The organism is Natronobiforma cellulositropha (assembly GCF_025629245.1).
Taxonomy (GTDB): Archaea; Halobacteriota; Halobacteria; order Halobacteriales; family Natrialbaceae; genus Natronobiforma; species Natronobiforma cellulositropha.
Genome location: NZ_JANZXN010000015.1, coordinates 1 through 19,888, shown reverse-complemented (window position 1 = coordinate 19,888; position 19,888 = coordinate 1). Strand labels below are relative to the sequence as shown.

The window sequence follows — 19,888 nt, the reverse complement described above, 5'->3', positions numbered from 1 at the left end:
GATGCTTCGGCCGACACCTTAGCGTTGAGGTTCGCGGGCAGCGGCCGAGGAGTCGAGGACTGACTCGAGCGCTCGGCGAATTCGCGCGAGTGCCGCCGGGTCCTCGCTCGGACGACCGACACTGACGGCGTCGGCACCGTAATCGAGGTACTCGCGGATCGTCGCCTCGTCGCGCACGCCGTTGTTGGCGATCAGGTACAGATCGCTCGCGGCGGCGACCTCGCCGACGACCGCCTCGCTGTCCATCGCGTCGACGTGAATGTACGTCGCCCCCGCTGCCGCGAGCGTGCCCGCGAGCGCCGGGAGGTCGACACCGGGGACCTCCGCGCGTACCTTGACGCCGACGGTCGCGCCGGTGGCTGCGGCCCGCTCGACGTACTCGGAGAGACGCGCCTCATCGCTCAGCAGCGTCTCTCCACAGCCGACGGCACGGAGTTCGGGCTGGCGACAGTGGGCGTTGATCTCGAGGAGAGTCTCCCGGTCACGACAGAGCCGCGCCGCCTCGACGACCGGACCGACCGTACTCGAGCGGACGTTGACGCCCGCGCTGATCGGGCAATCCTCGAGTACGGCGAGTTCTCGCTCGAGGAACGCGAGCGGATCGGCGGGGAGAAACTCCTCGCGCCCGCGGGCGACGAGGTCACGGGCGGCGTCTCTGGCGGGTGCGTCGAGGGCGACGCCCCCGAGGATGGCACCACCCGCGGAGGCGCTCCCGGCGCGGGCCCACGCGGCGTCCGAGTTGCCGCTGAGACTCGCGAGGACGAGCGGTGGCGAGAACATCAGGTGACCTTCTCGATGGCCATCTCGACGGCGCGGACGACCCGTTCTGCGTCCTCGGGCGAGTCGATGGTGATGTCGGTCCGCACCGTCGGCTGGGAGAACGTCACGTCGTCTCCCTTGTCGATGACGAAGGCGTCGGCGAAGGGGAACGCGGTGACGAGACCCGCCGAACTCGCCTCGGCCCCGACGACGTCCATGAGTTTCGCCGCGGGTCCCGAGAAGGTCTCGTCACCGATAAAGGGCGAGACCACGACGACGGTCGTCTCGGCGAGGGCGTCTGCGACCCCCGGCAGCGAGAGAATCGGGCCGATGCTCGTCACCGGGTTCGAGGGACCGACGACGACCACGTCCTCGAGCGCCTCGAGCACGCCCGGCGCGGGCTGGGCACCCGTCGAGCCACGGAACTCGACGGTCTCGACGGCGGGTTCGGCGCGGCGGTCGATCCAGAACTCCTGGAAGTGCATCACCCCCTCGTCGGTGTGGACCAGCGTCGCGACCGGGTCGTCGCTCATCGGGAGGAGTTCGTACTCGAGACCGAACGCGCGCGCGAGCGTCGCGGTCACCTCCGAGAGCGTCCCGCCCCCGTCGAGGAGGCTCGTCCGGGTGATGTGGACGGCGCGGTCGCGGTCGCCGATGGTCATGAACTCGGCGACGCCAGAGAAGCGCCGCCAGCGCGAGAGCCACCGGCCGCTCGTCTGGGCGTCGTCCGCGAGGTACTGCGGGCCGGTCTCGAGTCCGGCCGCCTCGGCGACGTCCATCAGCGCCTCGTTCGTGCGGTGGGTGTCGTTGTTGATCCCCCACCAGCGCTCTCTGTCGAGGACGTCCCCACCCTGAAAGAGGAGCGTGTCGATGTCCGGCGAGACGAACAACCCCCCGAGTTCGACGTCGTCTCCCGTATTCGCGACGACCGTCGTCTCCTCCGGTGAGAACGCGACGGCGGCACCGTCCAGCAACTTCGGCGTGCCGGTGCCTCCGGAGAGAAACGTTACCATGTCTTCACCCTCTCACCGGGGGCACTTAATCACTTGCGGCCTGCGTCTGTCGGTTTCGGTCGAACACCGCCGGGAGTTCGTCAGCGCCGACAGCGGGCGTCACGGACGCGGCCGTAGACCGACGCCGTCGTCTCGGTTCGCTCGAGTGAGTCGGGTGCGTTCGCGAGGGCGTCGGTGCCCGGCACGAAGTCGTACTCGTAGCCGGGGATGTCGGCGTTCGTATCGAAGTACTCCGGGTACAGCTCGACGTGGAGGTACGTGATCGTGAAGTCGTACTGTCCGGGTCCGAGCAGCCGGTAGGCCGCCGGTGGTTCGAGACCCATGCCAAGATAGGCGCAAAATCTCGCGCGTCAGCGCGGGGAGGATGTCACAGAGCGTCAGGTCTCGGACTCGGGCTCATCGAACTCGAGGGCTTCAGTGACGGCCTCAGGAAGGTCCGGCCGCGGTGCACCCTCGTGGCGCACCACTCGCTCAGATTTTTGCGTCTCCTCGTAGACTGCGCGTGCTATCGGGACGCCCCGAAGGAAGTTGTGTTCGTAGAGGATCTCGATACCGTGTTCAGTCGGTCCCCAGAATTTCGAGGGAAGGTTCCGCGTCGACGCATTCGGTTCGTGAACGTAGACATCGAGGACACCCGCTTCCTGTAGCTTCTCGAGCTGGTCGAGGATGGCGGCCTCGTTCTTCGGGATCATGTAGTCGAGTTCGGCCAGCGACACGAGGTGAGCCGGATGGCCGAGAACCAACTGGATGATGAGATGTCTAGTCTCCTGCGAAAGCAGCTCACGCACTCTTCGCTGCTCTGCAAACGGATCATCGAATCCCCCCGGAGATGTGTAGCTCATAGTTCAACACAGCCTTCTCAGCTGCATAATGGTTTGGGTTAACTAGGTCAATAAAATCGCTATTTGACTGAGTCAATTGGAAGTACCTATCACCAGGTCAATTGTGTACGACGGTATGAGTGGCCCATCCGTTCCGCCAAACGCAGGCGAGATCATGGCTACCGTGCAGCGGGCGTTACGCGGTCTCGATGTCGGATCCACCGAAGCGACCCAGATTCTGTCGTGGGCAAACAGTGAGACGCCAGCAATCTACGACCGCGACCAGACTGCCTATCTCGTCCTCGGAAGCTATCGTGATCCGTATCTCCGACGCGTACGGGCGGTCAGCGATCGATTAAACCGCCGCTATGGAACGTACGCGTTTCTCATCGGCGATCTCGCCGACATCAACATTTCGCGCCTCCCCGAATTCCGCGTAAAATTCCACATCATGGCAACCCTCTGTGATTACGTCGCCGCCATCTTCGAACAGGATGCAGGCGGCGAGGTCAACGAACTCGGCAAACTCGGTGAAACTGAGTACTTCGAGAAAGCGTACGCCTTCCCTCGTGCCTACCACTGGGAGAGAGAGGGGAATCTCACTACTGAGCGTGACGTGCTCGCTGCAGGAGCACAGATCATCGCTGCCACAGACATCGACGAGGAGACGAAAACTGTCGCGCTCGAGGCGCTCGTCGACCGTGCAGAACACGCTGGTATCGATATCACTGTCGACGCTGTGATTAGCGAACTAGCGGACCAACAAATCGACGTTCCGTCGTACAGCTGGGTTCACTTGAACGACTTTCGCCTCTTCGAACTCCACGGCCGGTGTTATCCCTGGACAACTGAGGAGGAGTTACTCGACTCGACGGACGAGCTTCCAGGGTCCCCCAGACCAGGCTGGGAACAACAGTCGGATTCCTCCCACGAGTGAACTCGTGGGCTTCCTCCTTGCATTCGTGTGAACTGCCTCGGGATATCGGCCGCCGCGTAGCGGAGTACTGGGGTGGCCAGTCGACCGTCGACCCGTGGTTCAGCCGGTTCGAACTCCGCACCCGGCGGTTTTTCGATCGGGTTCCGTGTCGAACTCGCGTTCGGCCACATTGCCAGCACCCATTTCCAGAAATTATATGTATCTCTTCGTGAAACTCACCCGTGGAAGCTGCGCCCGCCGCACACCGGTTGGGGCACGCTCGAAGAACGTGCCCCGGGTGATACCAGCACCCGAGGCGTGGCTTCCAACCCGAGAGGGTTAAGCAGCCATGACTCAGTACCAACCACGCGACCTTAAAAGGCTCGCAAACACGCTGTACAGCCCGCGAAACGACGATTCACGGAGTGGTAACGCCGTCACTCGAGCGACGTCTCTGGAGGAACACCGATGAGCGAGGACGTCGGCCAGTGGGGTGGCGAGGAGTGGAATCCGCCGCGCTGTCCCCACTGTGAGAGCGTGGTGGTCGGGATGACCGCCACCGGTCCGTTCACGATTAAAGCCTCCTGTGGCTGTTATCTCAGCCAGAACGAGGCGCGCGACCTGCGGTAGCAGGGTCTATTCGGGTCACGCGTCGTGCCGGTCCAGCGGGACGACGCCCCATCACACCGGCTCGTCGGTCTCGAGCCAGTCGGCGAAACTGCCCTCGAGCAGCGTCTCGGCCTGCCGCGAGACGTAGGCGCGCTGGGTCTCGGTGATCGCGTCCGCGAGTGTCGCCCCCTCGTCGAGGGCGGCGGTGGCCCGGCCGTGTTTCCACCGTGCTGGCGTGGTCCGCTGTCTGACCCGTCGCCGGAGCGGGTAGAGGTAGCGCGCGACCGCGTCGTCGCCGAAACCGCGACTCGAGAGACCCTCGGCGGCGTGGGTGAGGAGGTCGTCGTAGAGCGCGTCGGTGTCGTCCGTCTCCGCGCCGTCGCCCGTGATCCAGGCGAGGTCGGCCGCGAGACCGTCGCGGGCGGCTGCGTAGAAGTTCTCGCGGGCGCGCTCCCACGGGAGGTCGGCGACGGGGTGTGAGAGGCGAGGCAGACTCTCGAGGAGTCCGGCGAGTGCGGCCTGGAAGGCGACGGTATCGCGGACGGTTGGCTGGGCCGAGAGCGGGCGGAACTCGATCCGGGCGTTGGCCGCCGAGCGGGTCGCACCGTCGAAGACCGGTCGAACCCAGCGCCAGTAGGTGCCGTGTTTCCGCCGGAAGTGAGCGAACTCGTCGTCGAACCGGCCGCCGGAGTCGGCGGGCATCGGGACGAGGTCGTCGTCGGTGGCGATACGCTCGACTGCCTCGCTCACCGACTCGAGGTCGCGCGGGAAGCGGACTTTGCCGTCGCCGTCGCCGGAGGCGTTGAGCACGCCCTCGAAGATGCTGATTCGGTGGTCCATCCACGCCTCCCCCAGGACCTCGTCGGCACTGACTCCCTCGTCGTAGAGGTCCGGTGGGAAGAACGGAGCGTTGACGCCGAGTGCGAGCAGCGGTCCGGCGACCCGTAGCGCGTAGGTGAAGTAGGCGGGGAGGTCCTCTGCGTGGGGGACCTGGTAGTGGGGCTGAATCGAGGTGATGAGGCTCTCGGGCATGACGGTGTCGGCCGCGAGCGAGACGTTCGGCGCGTCGATTTCGAGCCTCGCCCCGACGCCAGTGTCGGTGTTCGCCATCGCGTGGTAGCGCGCGGCGTCGCTCATGTTCGTCGCGAGCCTGACCGGGCGCTCGTCGCCGTCGACGGGGACGGTTCGCTCGACGCTGTCGGTGAGGTAGCGCGTGGCCGTCTCGCCGGCGGGTGGGATAGTGAACGCGCCGTCGCTGACGAGGCGCATCCCCTCGATGCGGGTGACCTCGAGCGCCGCCTGCAAGCGGGCACAGACCTCCGCCTCCTGGGCACGCAGGCCGTGTTCGTTCAACGGCTGTGGACTGGTCGTCATCTCGGCGTTGTGCAGGCCGAGTTCCTTCTCGAAGCCGATCAACTCGAGGAGCCGACGAGGGACGCGCTGGAGGGCTGCAGTCTCGGTGTCGACCGCGTAGAACTCGTACTCCAGGCCGACGATCGCCTGCGGGTTGTCGAAGGTGCCCGACTCGAGTTCGCGCTCGATGATCTCGGCATCGGCGGCGACGCGTCGTCTGTTCGCCTCGGTGTCGACCGCGAGGACGGCTCCGATTCTGTCGCTCAGGTCCGCGCCAGTCATCTGTCTACCCGCCAGTGACCGGCGGACGGACTTAGACCCCCGACACTCGTAGCCGTCGCGGGCCACCGCCACATCGATCGGCAGAGAGGGAGTGTGTCGGACGGTCACAGGTGTTCCGCGGCGCTTTTGACCTCCGCTCGCTTCGGGACCTCATGAGCCTCTACGGGGAGTTTCAGGTACCAGCGGAGGTGTTCGCGCTGTACGAGACGCTCCAACAGGTACCGGAGACGACGGTCGAAATCGAGCGCGTCGTCGCCACCGACGAGGTGTTGACGCCGTACTTCTGGGTTGCGGGGGAAGACCAGCGAGCGTTCGAGACCGCGGCGAGAGACGATCCATCGATCAGCGACTGCCGCCGACTCGACGACTTCGAGCAGGCGACGCTCTACCGGGCGAGCTGGACCGAGAACATCGAGACCATCGTCTACGCCTACGCGGAGGTCGGGGCGACGATTCTCGAGGCGAGCGGCCAGTCCGACTGGTGGGAGCTGAAGATGCGCTTCGACGACCGCGAGCGTTTCGACGCGTTCCGGACCTACTGTGCGGACAACGACATCCCGTTCCGACTGACGCAGTTTCACGAACTCGCACGGCCGCAGACGGGGAGCCAGTACGGTCTCACACCCAAGCAACACGACGCGCTGGTCACCGCCTGGAAACGCGAGTACTTCACCTCACCGTCGGTCTCGCTGACGGACGTCGCGTCCGAGCTAGGGATTAGCCAGCAGTCGCTCTCTCAGCGCCTCCAGCGGGGCTTTCACTCGTTGATCGCGCACACACTCGTGGTCACTTCGCCGGAGACCGACGACCGCCGGCCGTAACCCGGTCGGATGTCCGAGGTGCTTATAAAGTACTGTACATACATGGCCCGGCGCTATGCGGGCGAAGCGCCTCAGTACGAGTACAATGAGCGAGGAGTCGTTGCAAACCGTCGCGTTCGAGTTGTGTCGTGACCACCACCGCCGACTCGTCCTCTCGATCCTGCTGGACGACGAGCGGCCGATGACGCTGAACGATCTGAGCAAAGGCGTCGCCACTCGAGCGCACGGCCGTCCGATCACCGAACTACCAGACGACGCCGTCGTCGACACCTACTGTCGGCTCTACCACATCCACATCCCAAAACTCGCCGACGCAGGTGCGCTCACTCACGACGTCGAGCGTAACCTGGTCGACACCGGCGAGCGCTACGGCGCGTTGCGGCCCTACGTCTCTCGGATCGTCGCCTCGAGCGCCCGGCCGGCGATGCCGAGCGACTGAGTCGCCCGCTCGCAGGTGGCCGTCTCGAGCGAGGACCGGAGAAGGAAAACCTTCAATAGCTCGAGAGGTCAAGACGACGTATGGACTCACTCGTCCGACTCGGGGGACTGGCCGTGCTCGCACTCGTTGCACTCTGGGTGATCCTCGAGGTGGTCGCCATCGTCTTCGGCATCGTCACCTGGATGCTCCAGATGATCGTCGGCGTCCTCGTCCTCGGGATCCTCCTCTACGTCGCCTACCTGCTGCTCTCGTCGGTGCTGAACTGAAGCGGAAGTCACCCTTCTGGCGGATCGTAGACCGGCCAGCCGTGGCGCCGCGTCCCGCGTTCGACGTTGACGAGAAACTGCTGACTCTTTCTGTGTAGGTCTGTGCGGGAGTCGAACTCGATGCAGTCGACGCCGTAGGCGGGCGTAATCTCACCGATGCTGGCGCTCGAGAAACTCGGGCCGACGAACAGTCGAAGCCGTTCGCGCGGTTTGCGCTCGTCCGCCGGGTCGTTCCACCGGAGGTTGAACTCGCCGAGGACCGCGCCGACTTCGCTGCCGACGCCGGTGGTCAGCCCAGCAGCGGTGAAGACGAACAGGACGGCGTCGCTGACCGCCGCGAACTCGACGGACTGGTCGAGCGGCGTCATCCCCGGTTCGTCGAGTCCCTCCCGGTCGACCTGGCGCTTCGTGGGAATCCCGACGTCGGTCGCGACGAACGCCCGAACGCCGAGTGCCGCCCGGAGGTCGGCGCAGAACTCCTCGAGCGCCAGCCGGTAGTCACCCCGGCCATCCTCGGTGACGTGCCGGTCCGGGTCGAACAACGGATCGGCGAAAAAGGGCGAGTCGAGTTCGTCGGCATCCTCGTAGGCGTAACTCGCGTCGAACGCCGTGTACGGTCCCATCACGTAGACGAAAACGTCGTCGGTCGCCGACAGCGCGGGTGGCGAGGGGGCGTTCGCTTCGACGTACTCGAAGATGGGGCGGCCGTTGTACTCGAGTCCGAAGCGGCGATCGGTCATTGTATTCAGTGATTCACAGCCGATACATACGTGTTCCGCTGGTCGCGTGAGTGGTACGCGAATTAAGTTAAGAACCACTACGCTAATGTGGCTGGCGCGCGAACCTCGACTCGAGATGGCCGCAGAAACCCCACCCACGATCCCGTCGGACGCCGAGGACGGCGCGCTCGAGCGCTACGTCGACCAACGGCTCTTCGGTGAGACGGTCGACTCGCTCGAGGCACACGTCCAGCGGAAGAAAGCGCTCGCGGACCCGGTTCGCTACAGTATTCTCTACCTCCTCTACGAACGCGAGCGTCTGCCACGGACGCAACTCGTCTCGGCGACCGGTCTCGACGCGAACGGTCTCCACCACCACCTGCGGGCGCTGCTCGAGGCGAACCTGCTCGCGAAAGCGCCGACGCCCGACGGCGCGGACGGCCGGATCACCTACTACCGGATCACGACCCTCGGCGTCGACGAGATCGAGAACGACGTGGCGACCATCAGCGGCGAGAGTCCACACGCTTAACCACCGGCGGCCGCCTACCCCAGGCCGATGGAGTTCGCCGAGTTCGCAACGCGCGCGAAGGAGATCGAAGCCGAGAGCGCAGACCTCGAGGTGACGGCGCTCGTCACCGACCTGTTTCGCGAGGGCGGCGACGACCTCGAAGTCCTCGCCCGGTTCGTCCAGGGGCGGGTGTTTCCGGCCTGGGAGTCGACCACGCTCGACGTGGGTCCGCGGACGTGTTACGAAGCGATCGCGCGGGCGGCGGGCCAGAACGTGAGCGCGGCCGACGTCGAAGAGACGCTGGCGAGCGTCGGCGAGATCGGTGCCGTCGCCGCGGGCTACGAGTTCGGCGGCCAGCAGGGACTCGGCGCGTTCACCGGCGGCGGACCCGACGAGTTGACCGTCAGTGCGGTCTCCGAGACGCTGGCCGACCTGGCCGAGACCGACGGCGACGGCAGCCAGGACCGAAAAATCGACCTGCTGTTCTCGCTGTTCAACCGCTGTTCGAGCGACGAGGCGCGCTATCTGGCCCGACTCGTCCTCTCTGAGATGCGCATCGGCGTCGGCGAGGGAACCGTCAGAGACGCCATCGGTGAGGCGTTCGACGTACCCACCGACGAGGTCGAGCGCGCGCTACAGGTCTCGAACGACTACGGGCGCGTCGCCGCCGTCTCCCGCGAGTCGGGTCTCGAGGGTCTCGAGTCGATGACGCTCTCGGTCGGCCGGCCGGTACAGGCGATGCTCGCCCAGACGGGCACCGTCACCGACGCGCTCACAGACTGGGAGCGTACGGCCGTCGAGTGGAAGTACGACGGGGCCAGAATCGCGCTCCACTACGACGGCGAGCGGGCGTGGGTGTTCTCGCGGAACATGGAGGACGTGACGGCTGCCCTCCCCGAAGTCGTCGAGTTCGCCGAGGCACACCTCGAGCGGCCGGCGATCCTCGACGGCGAGGTGGTCGCCGTCGACGAGGCGGGCGATCCGCTCCCGTTCCAGGCGGTGTTGCGTCGGTTCCGGCGCAAGCACGACGTCGAGGCGGCGCGCACAGCGGTCCCCGTCTCGCCGGTCTTCTTCGACTGTCTGCACGCCGACGGCGAGGACCTCCTCGAAGCGCCGCTCACCGAGCGCCACGCACGACTCGAGTCGCTCCTTCGCGACCACGAGGACCAGCCGCCCGAGGGGGTCTCGGCGCTCGTCCTGAGCGACGACCCCGACGAAATCGAGTCGATCGATGCCGCCGCACTCGAGGCGGGCCACGAGGGCATCATGCTGAAAGATCCGAACTCGACGTACTCGCCGGGGCGGCGCGGGAGACACTGGCGAAAACACAAACCCGACGTCGAGACGCTCGACCTCGTCGTCACCGGGGCGGAGTGGGGCGAAGGGCGGCGGGCGACGTTCCTCGGCACGTTCGAACTCTCGGTGCGCACCGACGACGGCTACGAGACGGTCGGCAAGGTCGCGACCGGCATCACAGACGAGACGCTCGCCGATCTCACGGACCTGCTCGAGCCACACGTACGGGCCCAGGACGGGCAGACGGTGACGCTCGAGCCGGCGGTCGTCTTCGAAGTCGGCTACGAAGAGATTCAGGTCTCACCGACGTACACCTCCGGATACGCGCTCAGGTTCCCACGGTTCGTCGGCGTGCGGAGCGACAAGGATCCGGAAGATAGTGACTGCCTCGAGCGTCTCGAGCGCCTGTTCGACGCCTCGTAGTCGGCGGTCAGTCGGCAGTGAGCGAGGCGCTCGCCTCCGCCGCGAGGTCGCGAATGTCCTCGTTCGGGTCGCTCTCGGCGACGGCATCCAGATCGGCGACGACCGACTCGTCACCGATGTACTCGAGCGTCCAGATCGCACTCCCGCGGACCCCTTCGATGTGGTGGTCGAGTAAGGTGACGATCTGGTCTCTGGCGGCGTCGACCTCCTCGGGGCGCACTTCGGCGACGTACGAGAGGAGGCTGATCGCGGCGTTCTGCTCGTCGGAGTAGACCGACTCGAGCATCTCGAAGAGCGTCTCGAGGTGGGGTTCGACGGTCTCGGCGACGGTCTCGAGGTGGGCCTCGGCGACCATCGCGAGGAGGTAGGTCGCCTTGGTTCGGATCTTCGCGTTCTCCGTGGTGGCGACGACGTCAGCCGCAGGCTCTATGGCGGCTTCACACTCCTCGGCGTGTGTCTCCGCGACGAGTGTCGCTGTCTCGAGGATGCGCGACCGGAGGTCGTCGTAGTCGTCACGGCCGGCGGTAGCGACGAACTCGTCGATCTTCGGGACGAGTGCGGCTGGCTCGCGTTCGGCGACCGTCGAGAGCAGCGTGTCGGCTTTGAACCGGCGGGCGGCGTGGAGTTGCTTCCCGCGCGGCGAACTGTGTTCGACGATCTCGACGCCGTCTTCCTCGCGCAGTTCCGACCCCGGCGTCTCGTCGCTGGCGTCTTCGGCCAGCCAGTCGCGGATGACCAGGAAGTCGATCATCGACGAGGCGATAGGGACGACCGCTTCGGGCTCCTGTTTCGAACGCTCGAAGAGTACGTCGACGGTGCGAAAGCCGAGCCGTGAGTCGTCGCCCTGGACGATCTCGTCGAGGCGCTGGACGTGGTCGACGGAGAGGACGTCGAGGCGGTACAGCGCGTTGATCGCCCCCTCTCGTACGTACGGGTCGGCGTCGAGGACGCTCTCGAGGTCCTCGACCAGCGGCTCGAACTGGCTCCAGTCTTCCGCCTCCGTCGCCGCCTCGAACAGCTCGTAGAGCGCTTCCTGCTGGTCGTCGAAGTCGTCACTGCGCAGTCCCTCTCTGATCGAGTCGAACGATACACTCTCGCTCATCGGTATCCCTCCAGTGTGTGCTCACGTCTCATTGAGTGTCACCAGATGAGTGAAGCGGCGGTGTAAACTTTATGGGTGAACGCGCGCGAGATAATCGTCAGGACGACTGCGAGAACGACGCGCTCGCCTCCGCCGCGAGCTGTCTGACGCCCTCGTCGGGGTCCTCTTCGGCCACCGTCTCGATGGGACCGGCAGCCGCCTCGTCACCGACGTACTCGAGCGTCCAGATAGCGTTTCCACGGATGCTCTCGAGCGGGTGCTCGAGGAGATCGATGAGCGTCTCGGTCGCCGGCTCGACGGCCGACGGGTCGAACTCGGCGACGTACGAGAGGAGACCGACCGCTGCGTTCTGTTCCAGCTTGTGCTCGGAGTCGAGCATCTCGAAGAGCGTCTCGTGGTGAGGGTCGACCGCGTCGGCCACCCGCTCGAGGTGGGCGTCGGCGATCATCGCCAGCAGAAACACGGCGTTCGTCCGCAGTTTGGGATCGGTCGTCGTCGCTAACACGGCGACCGAGAGGTCGATCGCCTCGGTACACTCGTCGGGGTAGTCTTCCGCGAGGGCGGTGAGGATCTCGAGGACGTTGTTTCGCACCCGCAGGTCGCGTTTGCCGACCTCGACGAGGTCGTCGGCGACGGGCAGGATGGCGTCGCCGCTGGTCCCGGAGATGTGTTTCAGTGCCGTGACCGCCTTGTACCGACGCTCTAAGTGAAACTGCAGCGCCTCCCGGGACTCGTGTTCGACGATGGCGCGTTTGGTCTCCGCCCGCTCGTCGTCGTCGTCGATCTCGACCTCGTCGTCCTTCAGCGTGTGCTCGGTGAGCAGAAAGTCGACCAGCGACGGGGTCGCCGGGGCGACGAGTTCTGGCTCGTCCTCGGAGATTGCGTAGAAGACGTCGATGACACCCGGGGTGACGTCTTCGTCGCTCGCTTCGATCGATTCGCTGTAGGTGGTGACGTGCTCGGGTTCGAGCCGCTCGAGTCGGTGCAGGGTGTAGATCGCTCCCTGCTGGATCGAGGGGTCGTCCTCGAGCAACGCGATTACGTCGTCGACGAACGGCTCGAACGCCTCGAACTCGTCGGCTTTCGACGCCTCTCGGTAGAGTGCGCGGAGAGTCCCGCGCCGTTTTTCGATGTCGTCACTCCGTAGCCCGTCTCGGATCGCCTCCAGTGGTTCCTGGTTGCTCATGGTAACCTCCTCGGCCGCACCCGGCCGCCTCGGATATACTATCTGCACGAACCACCCGTGTAAACTTTATGGAGATTCGCATACTATTCTTGACGAGTGTGGCGAAGGCTGCGTCGGTGCGCCGTAGGCGATGTCGGCCGGCGGCCGCCCTCGCGTGCGGGCGAGCGCACCGGTCTCGAGGTGCGTATCCTTAAGACCCGTCGGGAGAACCGTTGGCGTATGAACCCACGCGACCTGTCCGACCACGTCGCATACGAGGCGGGTCGGGGAATCGAGGAAGTCGCGCGCGAACTCGAGCGCGACCCCGACGAGTTCGTCAAACTCGCGTCGAACGAGAATCCCCACGGCCCGGCACCCGCCGCTATCGTCGCCATCCGCGAGGGGGCCGCCGGAGTCAGTTCCTACCCGAAGGCCGCGCACGCGGACCTGACGGACGCGCTCGCAGACCGCTGGAACGTAACCCCCGACCAGGTCTGGCTCGCCAACGGCGGCGACGGGGCGATCGATTACCTCCACCGGGCGATGCTCGAACCGGGTGACAGTGTCCTGGTCCCGACGCCGGGATTCGCCTACTACGGGATGAGCGCGCGCTTTCACCACGGCGACGTCGCCACCTACGACCTCTCGAAGGGCGACGACTTCGCCCAGCACGCCGACGCGATCCTCGAGAGCTACGACGGCGAGCGAATCGTCTGGGTGACCAGTCCGCACAACCCTTCGGGGTCGACGATGGCGCTCTCCGAGATCGAACGCCTGGCCGCCAAAACCGACGAGGAGACGCTCGTCGTCGTCGACGAAGCCTACGGCGAGTTCGCGAGCGTCGACAGCGCGCTGGCGCTGCTCGAGGGTGACGACCCACGCGAGGACGTGGCGGTGTTGCGCACGTTCTCGAAGGCGTACGGTCTCGCGGGCTTGCGACTCGGCTACGCCGTGGTCCCGAGCGCGTGGGCCAGTGCCTACACCCGCGTGAACACCCCGTTCGCGGCGGGCGAACTCACCTGCCGTGCCGGTCTGGCCGCACTCGAGGACACCGAACACGTCGAGCGGACCGTCGAGACGACGACGGCCGCCCGCGAGTACATCACCGAACACGCCGAGGCGCACGGCTGGCCCAGCGAGGGGAACTTCGTGCTCCTCGAGGTCGGCGAGGCGAGTGCGGTCGCCGAAGAGATGCAAGAACGCGGCGTCATCGTCAGAGACTGTACGAGTTTCGGTCTCCCCGAGTGCATTCGGATCACCTGCGGCACCGACGCCGAGACCGAACGCGCCGTCGAGACGCTCAACGCCGTCCTCGAGGACCACACCGCCGACGGGCGGACACCGCGCGAGGTGACCGAGTAGTGCGCGTGGCCGTCACCGGCACACCGGGTGCGGGAAAGACCACCGCGACGCGCCTCCTCGCCGCCCGCGCGGCCGACGACGACCACCCGTTCGACCTCGAGGTGGTCCACTGTAACGACCTGATCGCCGACGAAGACCTGTACACCGCCGTCGACGAGGAACGCGACAGCGTCGTCGCCGACCTCGACGCGCTCGCCGACCGACTCGAGGGGGTCGACGACGCGCTGTTCGACTCCCACCTCGCTCACCACCTCGCGGTCGACCGGGTGGCCGTCCTGCGCTGTGCGCCGGAGACGCTCGAGTCCCGGCTACGCGAGCGCGGTGAGTCGGCGACGAAAGCGCGCGAGAACGCAGAGAGCGAGGCGCTCGACGTAATCCTCGTCGAGGCGCTCGAGCGCCACGGCCGCGAGTCGGTGTACGAACTCGAGACGACCGAGCGCTCGCCCGAGAGCGTCGCCGACGAACTGGCGGCGATCTGTCGGGGCGAACGCGACCCGAGCGCGGGAACCGTCGACTACGTGGGGTACCTGGCGTGACGCTCGACGCCCTCAGGCCCTACGTCTCGGGCTTCCTCCGCCCGTTCGTGAAGGGATTCGATAAGGCGGGACTCGGGCCGAACGCCGTCAGCGTCCTCGCGTTCGGGATGGCTATCGCGGCCGCCGTCGCGTTCTACCTCGGCGGCGTCGAGGACCAACTCTGGTACGTCGCCGCAGCGGCGCTCGTCTTCCTGAACGGCTGGCTCGACATCGTCGACGGCGCGCTCGCGCGCGAACAAGGCGTCGCCTCACCCGGCGGCGACCTCCTCGACCACGTCCTCGACCGCTACGCCGACATCGTCGTCATCGCGGGTCTCGCCGCCGGCATCGACCACTACCTCCTCGGGTTCGCCGCCGTCACCGGCGTCGTGATGACCTCCTACCTCGGCACACAGGCGCAGGCGGTCGGTCTCGACCGGGTCTACGGCGGTCTCGTCGGCCGTGCCGACCGCCTGGCGATCATCGGCGTCGTCGGCTTCCTGGCCTACCCCGTCGGGGGCGAGTTCGCCGGCTTCGGTCTCGTCGGCTGGCTGCTCGTCTTCCTCGCCGTCGTCGGCCACCTCACCGCACTCCAGCGGTTTTATTACGCCTGGCGCGCGCTCGAGTGAAGCCCTCGCCGCATCCTTTATCACGCGCCGCGCTATACGTTCGCGCATGGTTCAGTGCGAGATGTGTGGCGCCGAGACGTCGTCCCCAAAGACCATCAAGGTCGAGGGCGCGAAGTTGGATGTCTGTTCGAACTGTACCGACTTCGGCACCGAGATACGATCACCGTCGGCGAGTTCGAGCACGTCCACGAAGTACTCGACCTCGAGTTCCGGGTCGTCGGGTGGCTCGAGTTCGAACACACCCACGGCGAGTAGCTCGTCGGCGGGTGGGAGTAGCTCCCGGCGTCGGGATATGTTCGACGATATGGACGAAATCGTCACCGACTACGACGACCGGATCCGACGCGCCCGCGAACAGGAGGGACTCAGCCAGTCGGAACTGGCGAACGAACTCAACGAGAAGGCGAGTCTGATCCGCAAACTCGAACGCGGCGAGACGCTCCCGAGCGACCGTGTCCAGTCGAAACTCGAGCGGTACCTCGACATCTCGCTCACCGGCGAGGGTGGGAATCCAGAGGACACCGAGTGGAGCGGCGGGGCGTCGACCGGCAGTTACACGCTCGGCGACGTCGTCAAGCGGAAAGACTGAGCGAACCGCCCTTCTCGTCGGTTCCGGCTCCCCGTTGTGCGGATCGTCAGCTGTCGTCGGTGTTCTCGTCGTCACGATCGGACGCTGTCGAGCGGCCGGCACCGGTCCCGGAGGCAAGCGATACCGACACCGTCTCCCCGTGCTCGAGCGCCAGGGTCTCGAGCGCGTCGGGTTCGACGAGGCGTAAGAGCGCCACGCCGTCGCCCGCGTCGACGACCCGTGCGCGGAGCGTCGGCCCGCCGAGACGGGTCTCGAGTGCCTCGAGGCGTTCACAGACGTCCGTGAGCGTCGCGTTCGCGGCTGGCTCGACGGCGTCGTCGGCGTCTCCACCAGTGGCAACCGGAGGGGTGTCGGGTTCTGGCTGGCTCTCGTCCGGTGTCGACGGCCTGTCGCCGCCGGAAATCGACCCGAGACGCTCTTCGAGTCGCTCGAGTGAGATTCCTTCGGCTTCGACGTCGGCCGACGCCGTCCGGCCGATGGCGGGCATGGCGTCCTCGTCGTACTCGCCGCTGGTGAGCGGGCCGTAGGCGGCCCGTGGGTTGTGCTGGGTGACGAGGCGTTCGCCCTCGTCGGTCATCCACGGCGGGCGTCGCCAGTCCCCGTCGTAGATGACGTACTCGACCTGATCGCTGTGTTCCCAGACGAAGCTGTTCTCGTTGCTCCGGAACGAGGTACTGCCGGGCTGTTGGTGTTCGATGACGAGCTGTATCGGTGCGAGTTCGTCGATGACGCGCTCGAGTTCGGCCCGGGTCGGATGGTCGACGGGTGCGTACTGATAGACCGTACACGTCGCCCGGTCGACCGGCGAACTCGCCCCGCCGGTCACCTGGACAAGCGTCGCACCCGGGTCGTCACGGAGCTGTTCGAACAGCTGTTTCGAACTGCCGTCGACGGGAACCTCGGGACCGGCGAGGATGACGCCGCCGCGGTCGACGACCTCGGCGGGGTCGTCGAACACCGGAACCGTCTCGACGGCGTCGTGGTCGTACTCGAGGTCGTCGTAGAGCTTCGCGACGTGGCCGACCAGCGTGATCGGTTCGACGTCGGGGTACTCCGCACCGAGTGCAGCGAGGATCTCTGTGTACTCGAGACCGGTCAGGCCGCTGACCGTCACCAGCACGGTCGAGCCAGCGTGGGCGCGCGAGAGAATCGTCGCGACGGAGTCGGTCAGTTCGGTCACGTACTCGTCGGCCGTCGCCACGTTGAGAAACATCGCGTCGACCGTACAGGGAAGCGTCGTCGTGAACGCCGGATAGCCCCCCGCCCGGTGGAGCGAGATGTCGCCGCTCGCGAGTACGTGGTGGGTATCAGTGCCGTCCTGAAACCGGATCACGAAGCCGACACCACCGGGGGTGTGGCCGGCCGGGACGGGACGGACCTCGACGTCGGGGACCACGTCGACCCAGCCGTCGATCGGTTCGAGCGCCTCGAGCGCGCGCGAGGGGGCGGCGAGGTCGTAGCGCTCGGCGTTCTCGCCGACGACGGTCTCGAGGAGGCGGGCGGTCGCCGGTGAGGTGTACACCGGCGCGCCGTCTCTGACGTTCGCGCCGAGCGTCCGGTAGTGGTCGAGGTGAGCGTGAGTGAGCAAGACGGCGGCGAGATACTCGTCTTCTCCGAGGAGGTCGTCGACGTCGACGCCGTCGCCCGAATCGACCAAGAAGCAGGCCGTCTGTCCCGAGACGTCGTCCGCGAACTTCAACAGGTACGACTCGTGACCCGTTCGTGGATTCGCGTGGATGTAGCTGACCTGCACCAGTTGTCACTTGGTACCACGTCGATTCGGACCGTTCTGTATCTTTCGTTGTGAACAGAAGCGGCCGGGAAGCGGTGACGTGACTCGAAACATATTTCAAACGTGGTGCGGGCGTATCGACTGATGTTCGTCCTGGTCAACCTGAAGACGTACCCCTGTGATCCCGTCGCGGTCGCCGAAGCGGCCGCAGCGGTCGACGAGGAGACCGACGCTCGAATCGCCGTCGCCGCCCAGGCGGTACACCTGGAGGCGGTCGCCGAAACCGGCGTCGAGACGTGGGCCCAGCACGTCGACCCGATCGAGTACGGGAGCAACACCGGCCACACCCTCGCCGAGTCCGTCGCCGACGCCGGCGCGGTCGGCACACTCATCAACCACTCCGAGCGACGCCTGCGTCTGGCAGACATCGACGGCTCGCTCGAGGCGGCGACCCGTGCCGGTCTCGAGACGATCGTCTGTGCGAACAATCCCGCGCAGGTGGGTGCGGCCGCCGCGCTCGGTCCCGACGCCGTCGCCGTCGAGCCGCCCGCCCTGATCGGTAGCGGGACGCCCGTGAGTCAGGCCGATCCCTACATCGTCGAGGACGCCGTCGACGCTGCAGGCGCAGTCGACCCCGATGTCGGCGTGCTCTGTGGTGCCGGCATCTCGACCGGCGAGGACGTGCGCTCAGCACGCGAACTCGGGTCTGAGGGAGTCTTACTCGCCAGCGGCGTCGCGAAGGCCGACGACCCACGGGCGGCGCTCGAGGGACTCGTCGAGGGTCTCTGAGACGTGTTCGACCACGACCTCCGGACGCTCGAGTCGGCCGAGCAGTCGACGGCCGGGTAGCGGCAATCGGGGAGATCATTAGGTACATTGATTATGATTTACCCACTCAGCTTCTGTAGGATACCCTTATGACCGGAGAACAGGTGTTCGTCTCACACGCACCCGAGGACCTCGAACTCGTCCAGGAACTGTTCTCGACGGTCAAGAACTTCCCCTTCGGCGTCCACATCGCCCTCGAGGAGGTCGAGTCGGGACGCAGGCGCAAGCGACTCGAGGGCAGGCTCGCCAACAGCGACGTCGTCGTCGCCGTGTTGACCGAACGGGCGGCGTCGAACCGCTGGATCAACCAGGAGATCGGCTACGCGCTCGCGAAGGGCATACCCGTCCTCCCGATGTACGAACACGAGTCGCTCCGGGGTGGGTTCATCAGCGACGTCGAGGGCGTCACGCTCGACCGCGACAACCTCGTCTTCACCGTGTTCAACCTGCTGTGTCGCCTGCGGGCGGAGCTCGCCCCGCTGGGTGCGCTCTCGGTCCCCAACTGGTACATTCGCTTCCCGTGTACGATCCCCGACTGTGGCCACCCGGTGACGCTCGAACTCGAGGAGGGCCAGACGAAGCTGTGGAAGCGCCACCAGCACGGCCAGCTGCTCGAAGCCGCCTGTGAGGTCTGTCGGTCGACGTACTACTTCGACCCGGCGACGATCGGGTTCGTCCGCCGAGAAGACGGCTAGCTCGTACGGATCGTTACGACAGGTCAGCCGGTGGTCGGGACGCTCGCTCGAGCGGCCACCGGGCGACGACAGCCCCGCTCACTTGAGTCGGTCGTAGGCCTCTTTGACGAGTTTGAACGCCGAGCGACTGCCGCTCTTGCGGTCGGGGTGAGCGCGCTTGATCTGCTGGAGAAACGCCTTCCTGATCTCGGCGTCGGCGGCTCCTGCCTCGAGACCCAGAATCTCCCAGGCTTCGGCCTTGCGCATCTTGACGTCGGTGACGACACCCTTCTGTTCGGCGAGGTCCTTACAGTCGGGACACATCTCCTCGGTCCGCCCGTCGATCGTCGTCACGTGAAACAGTTCGACGTCGGTCCACTCGTGACACTGACTGCAGAGGTTCCGCGGCGTCGCCAGCTCCGTCGTCTCGTCGTCGCTCGAGGATGCGGTGACCGACGTGTCGGTCTCGCCGTCGCTGTATCCTGGCACGTCGCGCAAACACGTCCGACAGCACGTAATCACCGTCCCGTCGGTGAGGACGACGTCCTCGAGTTCCGACTGGGGGAACTCGTCGGTACAGCCGTCGCAGGGTTCGGTGTGGCGCTCGAGCGAGGCTAACTTCTTCGCGGCCTTCCGAGCGTGTGGCTCACAGGCTGGACAACACGCCAGCGAGTCGCCGTCGGGCATGGAGACCGTCGTCAGGTCCTCGAGTGAGACGACGCGTCCACACCCGTCACACCCTTCACGTCGCTCGTCTGCCACGGCCATCGATCGAAACCTATGTAGTCGACCTATATTAGTCCTGCCTTACTAGCGGTCGAAAGAACACAGTCGCGCTCGAGTGCCCTCGGGCCAGCGGCTGGGGAGCCGAGGACTCCGCAGGGAGGTGCCGAACGGGACCACTCTATTGACGGCGCGTATCCGCGTCCTAACGGGCGTGGGATTGTGCCTGTTCAGCGTTTGACATCCTCCCCGCCCTAAAGGGCGAGGATTCCCGAACGTTGGGATATTACGGTTTGCAACCTACCTGTTCCCTCGGTGCGAACCGCCCCGAGGTTTGGTTG

23 protein-coding genes are annotated in these 19,888 nt (G+C 66.1%); 13 read left to right on the top strand and 10 right to left on the bottom strand.

Features of this window, described 5'->3' with window-relative positions; genetic code table 11:
• Positions 1 to 18: 18 nt before the first annotated feature.
• From N0B15_RS05755 to N0B15_RS05740, 4 genes are all read right to left on the bottom strand, one after another.
• Positions 19 to 780 (bottom strand): beta/alpha barrel domain-containing protein, encoded by a 762-nt coding sequence (locus N0B15_RS05755; protein WP_263018584.1) that lies wholly within the window; start codon positions 778 to 780, stop codon positions 19 to 21.
• Entirely contained in the window at positions 780 to 1,772 is a 993-nt protein-coding gene (gene cofD / locus N0B15_RS05750) for a 2-phospho-L-lactate transferase (protein WP_263018583.1), read from the bottom strand. The genes N0B15_RS05755 and cofD overlap by 1 nt, the downstream gene beginning before the upstream one ends.
• 80 nt (positions 1,773 to 1,852) lie before the next feature.
• A complete protein-coding gene (locus N0B15_RS05745; protein ID WP_263018581.1) occupies positions 1,853 to 2,095 on the bottom strand; it encodes a DUF7958 family protein in 243 nt (80 codons plus the stop codon).
• A 54-nt stretch (positions 2,096 to 2,149) separates the two neighbouring features.
• The gene (locus N0B15_RS05740) at positions 2,150 to 2,614 is read right to left on the bottom strand and encodes an ArsR family transcriptional regulator (RefSeq protein ID WP_263018580.1); all 465 of its coding nucleotides are present in this window, start codon (positions 2,612 to 2,614) and stop codon (positions 2,150 to 2,152) included.
• A 115-nt stretch (positions 2,615 to 2,729) separates the two neighbouring features.
• On the opposite strand from N0B15_RS05740, the gene N0B15_RS05735 reads away from it, so the two are divergent.
• Positions 2,730 to 3,530, top strand: coding sequence for a DUF8170 family protein (locus N0B15_RS05735; RefSeq protein WP_263018579.1), 801 nt, complete (start codon positions 2,730 to 2,732; stop codon positions 3,528 to 3,530).
• A gap of 447 nt (positions 3,531 to 3,977) precedes the next feature.
• Positions 3,978 to 4,139, top strand: a complete 162-nt coding sequence (locus N0B15_RS05730; RefSeq protein WP_263018578.1) for a hypothetical protein — start codon at positions 3,978 to 3,980, stop codon at positions 4,137 to 4,139.
• 51 nt (positions 4,140 to 4,190) lie between these two features.
• Here N0B15_RS05730 and N0B15_RS05725 read toward each other — a convergent pair whose 3' ends face one another.
• A complete protein-coding gene (locus N0B15_RS05725) occupies positions 4,191 to 5,753 on the bottom strand; it encodes a glutamate-cysteine ligase family protein (protein WP_263018576.1) in 1,563 nt (520 codons plus the stop codon).
• 152 nt (positions 5,754 to 5,905) lie between these two features.
• Between N0B15_RS05725 and N0B15_RS05720 the strand changes: the two genes are divergently transcribed.
• The 3 genes from N0B15_RS05720 (at position 5,906) to N0B15_RS05710 (ending at position 7,279) form a co-directional block, all read left to right on the top strand.
• The gene (locus N0B15_RS05720) at positions 5,906 to 6,574 is read left to right on the top strand and encodes a bacterio-opsin activator domain-containing protein (protein ID WP_263018574.1); all 669 of its coding nucleotides are present in this window, start codon (positions 5,906 to 5,908) and stop codon (positions 6,572 to 6,574) included.
• 85 nt (positions 6,575 to 6,659) lie between these two features.
• Positions 6,660 to 7,013, top strand: a complete 354-nt coding sequence (locus tag N0B15_RS05715; protein WP_263018573.1) for a DUF7344 domain-containing protein — start codon at positions 6,660 to 6,662, stop codon at positions 7,011 to 7,013.
• An 80-nt stretch (positions 7,014 to 7,093) separates the two neighbouring features.
• Positions 7,094 to 7,279, top strand: a complete 186-nt coding sequence (locus N0B15_RS05710; protein WP_263018571.1) for a hypothetical protein — start codon at positions 7,094 to 7,096, stop codon at positions 7,277 to 7,279.
• Between the two features lie 8 nt (positions 7,280 to 7,287).
• Here the strand turns inward: N0B15_RS05710 and N0B15_RS05705 are convergent, their stop codons facing one another.
• Positions 7,288 to 8,019, bottom strand: a complete 732-nt coding sequence (locus tag N0B15_RS05705; protein ID WP_263018569.1) for a DUF7509 family protein — start codon at positions 8,017 to 8,019, stop codon at positions 7,288 to 7,290.
• Between the two features lie 115 nt (positions 8,020 to 8,134).
• Between N0B15_RS05705 and N0B15_RS05700 the strand changes: the two genes are divergently transcribed.
• Both N0B15_RS05700 and ligA read left to right on the top strand, forming a co-directional pair.
• Positions 8,135 to 8,530, top strand: coding sequence for an ArsR/SmtB family transcription factor (locus tag N0B15_RS05700; protein ID WP_263018568.1), 396 nt, complete (start codon positions 8,135 to 8,137; stop codon positions 8,528 to 8,530).
• Positions 8,531 to 8,557: 27 nt separating this feature from the next.
• Positions 8,558 to 10,228, top strand: coding sequence for an ATP-dependent DNA ligase LigA (gene ligA / locus N0B15_RS05695; protein WP_263018566.1), 1,671 nt, complete (start codon positions 8,558 to 8,560; stop codon positions 10,226 to 10,228).
• Positions 10,229 to 10,235: 7 nt separating this feature from the next.
• Here the strand turns inward: ligA and N0B15_RS05690 are convergent, their stop codons facing one another.
• Together N0B15_RS05690 and N0B15_RS05685 are read right to left on the bottom strand one after the other, a co-directional pair.
• Positions 10,236 to 11,330, bottom strand: a complete 1,095-nt coding sequence (locus N0B15_RS05690; protein ID WP_263018565.1) for a HEAT repeat domain-containing protein — start codon at positions 11,328 to 11,330, stop codon at positions 10,236 to 10,238.
• A gap of 97 nt (positions 11,331 to 11,427) precedes the next feature.
• A complete protein-coding gene (locus N0B15_RS05685) occupies positions 11,428 to 12,516 on the bottom strand; it encodes a HEAT repeat domain-containing protein (RefSeq protein ID WP_263018564.1) in 1,089 nt (362 codons plus the stop codon).
• Between the two features lie 219 nt (positions 12,517 to 12,735).
• Between N0B15_RS05685 and hisC the strand changes: the two genes are divergently transcribed.
• Genes hisC through N0B15_RS05665 form a run of 4 tightly spaced genes read left to right on the top strand, consistent with a single transcriptional unit; the run spans position 12,736 to position 15,590 of the window.
• A complete protein-coding gene (gene hisC, locus N0B15_RS05680) occupies positions 12,736 to 13,857 on the top strand; it encodes a histidinol-phosphate transaminase (RefSeq protein WP_263018563.1) in 1,122 nt (373 codons plus the stop codon).
• Complete coding sequence (locus N0B15_RS05675; RefSeq protein WP_263018561.1) at positions 13,857 to 14,393, top strand: adenylate kinase family protein; 537 nt, start codon at positions 13,857 to 13,859, stop codon at positions 14,391 to 14,393. The genes hisC and N0B15_RS05675 overlap by 1 nt, the downstream gene beginning before the upstream one ends.
• A complete protein-coding gene (locus N0B15_RS05670; RefSeq protein ID WP_263018560.1) occupies positions 14,390 to 15,001 on the top strand; it encodes a CDP-alcohol phosphatidyltransferase family protein in 612 nt (203 codons plus the stop codon). The genes N0B15_RS05675 and N0B15_RS05670 overlap by 4 nt, the downstream gene beginning before the upstream one ends.
• Before the next feature lie 46 nt (positions 15,002 to 15,047).
• Positions 15,048 to 15,590 (top strand): multiprotein bridging factor aMBF1, encoded by a 543-nt coding sequence (locus tag N0B15_RS05665; RefSeq protein ID WP_317618590.1) that lies wholly within the window; start codon positions 15,048 to 15,050, stop codon positions 15,588 to 15,590.
• A 46-nt stretch (positions 15,591 to 15,636) separates the two neighbouring features.
• Here N0B15_RS05665 and N0B15_RS05660 read toward each other — a convergent pair whose 3' ends face one another.
• Positions 15,637 to 17,343, bottom strand: a complete 1,707-nt coding sequence (locus N0B15_RS05660) for an MBL fold metallo-hydrolase (RefSeq protein WP_263018558.1) — start codon at positions 17,341 to 17,343, stop codon at positions 15,637 to 15,639.
• 123 nt (positions 17,344 to 17,466) lie between these two features.
• On the opposite strand from N0B15_RS05660, the gene tpiA reads away from it, so the two are divergent.
• Positions 17,467 to 18,111 (top strand): triose-phosphate isomerase, encoded by a 645-nt coding sequence (tpiA, locus tag N0B15_RS05655; RefSeq protein ID WP_263018556.1) that lies wholly within the window; start codon positions 17,467 to 17,469, stop codon positions 18,109 to 18,111.
• Positions 18,112 to 18,239: 128 nt separating this feature from the next.
• Complete coding sequence (locus tag N0B15_RS05650; RefSeq protein WP_263018554.1) at positions 18,240 to 18,845, top strand: toll/interleukin-1 receptor domain-containing protein; 606 nt, start codon at positions 18,240 to 18,242, stop codon at positions 18,843 to 18,845.
• A 78-nt stretch (positions 18,846 to 18,923) separates the two neighbouring features.
• Here N0B15_RS05650 and N0B15_RS05645 read toward each other — a convergent pair whose 3' ends face one another.
• Complete coding sequence (locus tag N0B15_RS05645) at positions 18,924 to 19,592, bottom strand: J domain-containing protein (RefSeq protein WP_263018553.1); 669 nt, start codon at positions 19,590 to 19,592, stop codon at positions 18,924 to 18,926.
• Positions 19,593 to 19,888: the final 296 nt, after the last annotated feature.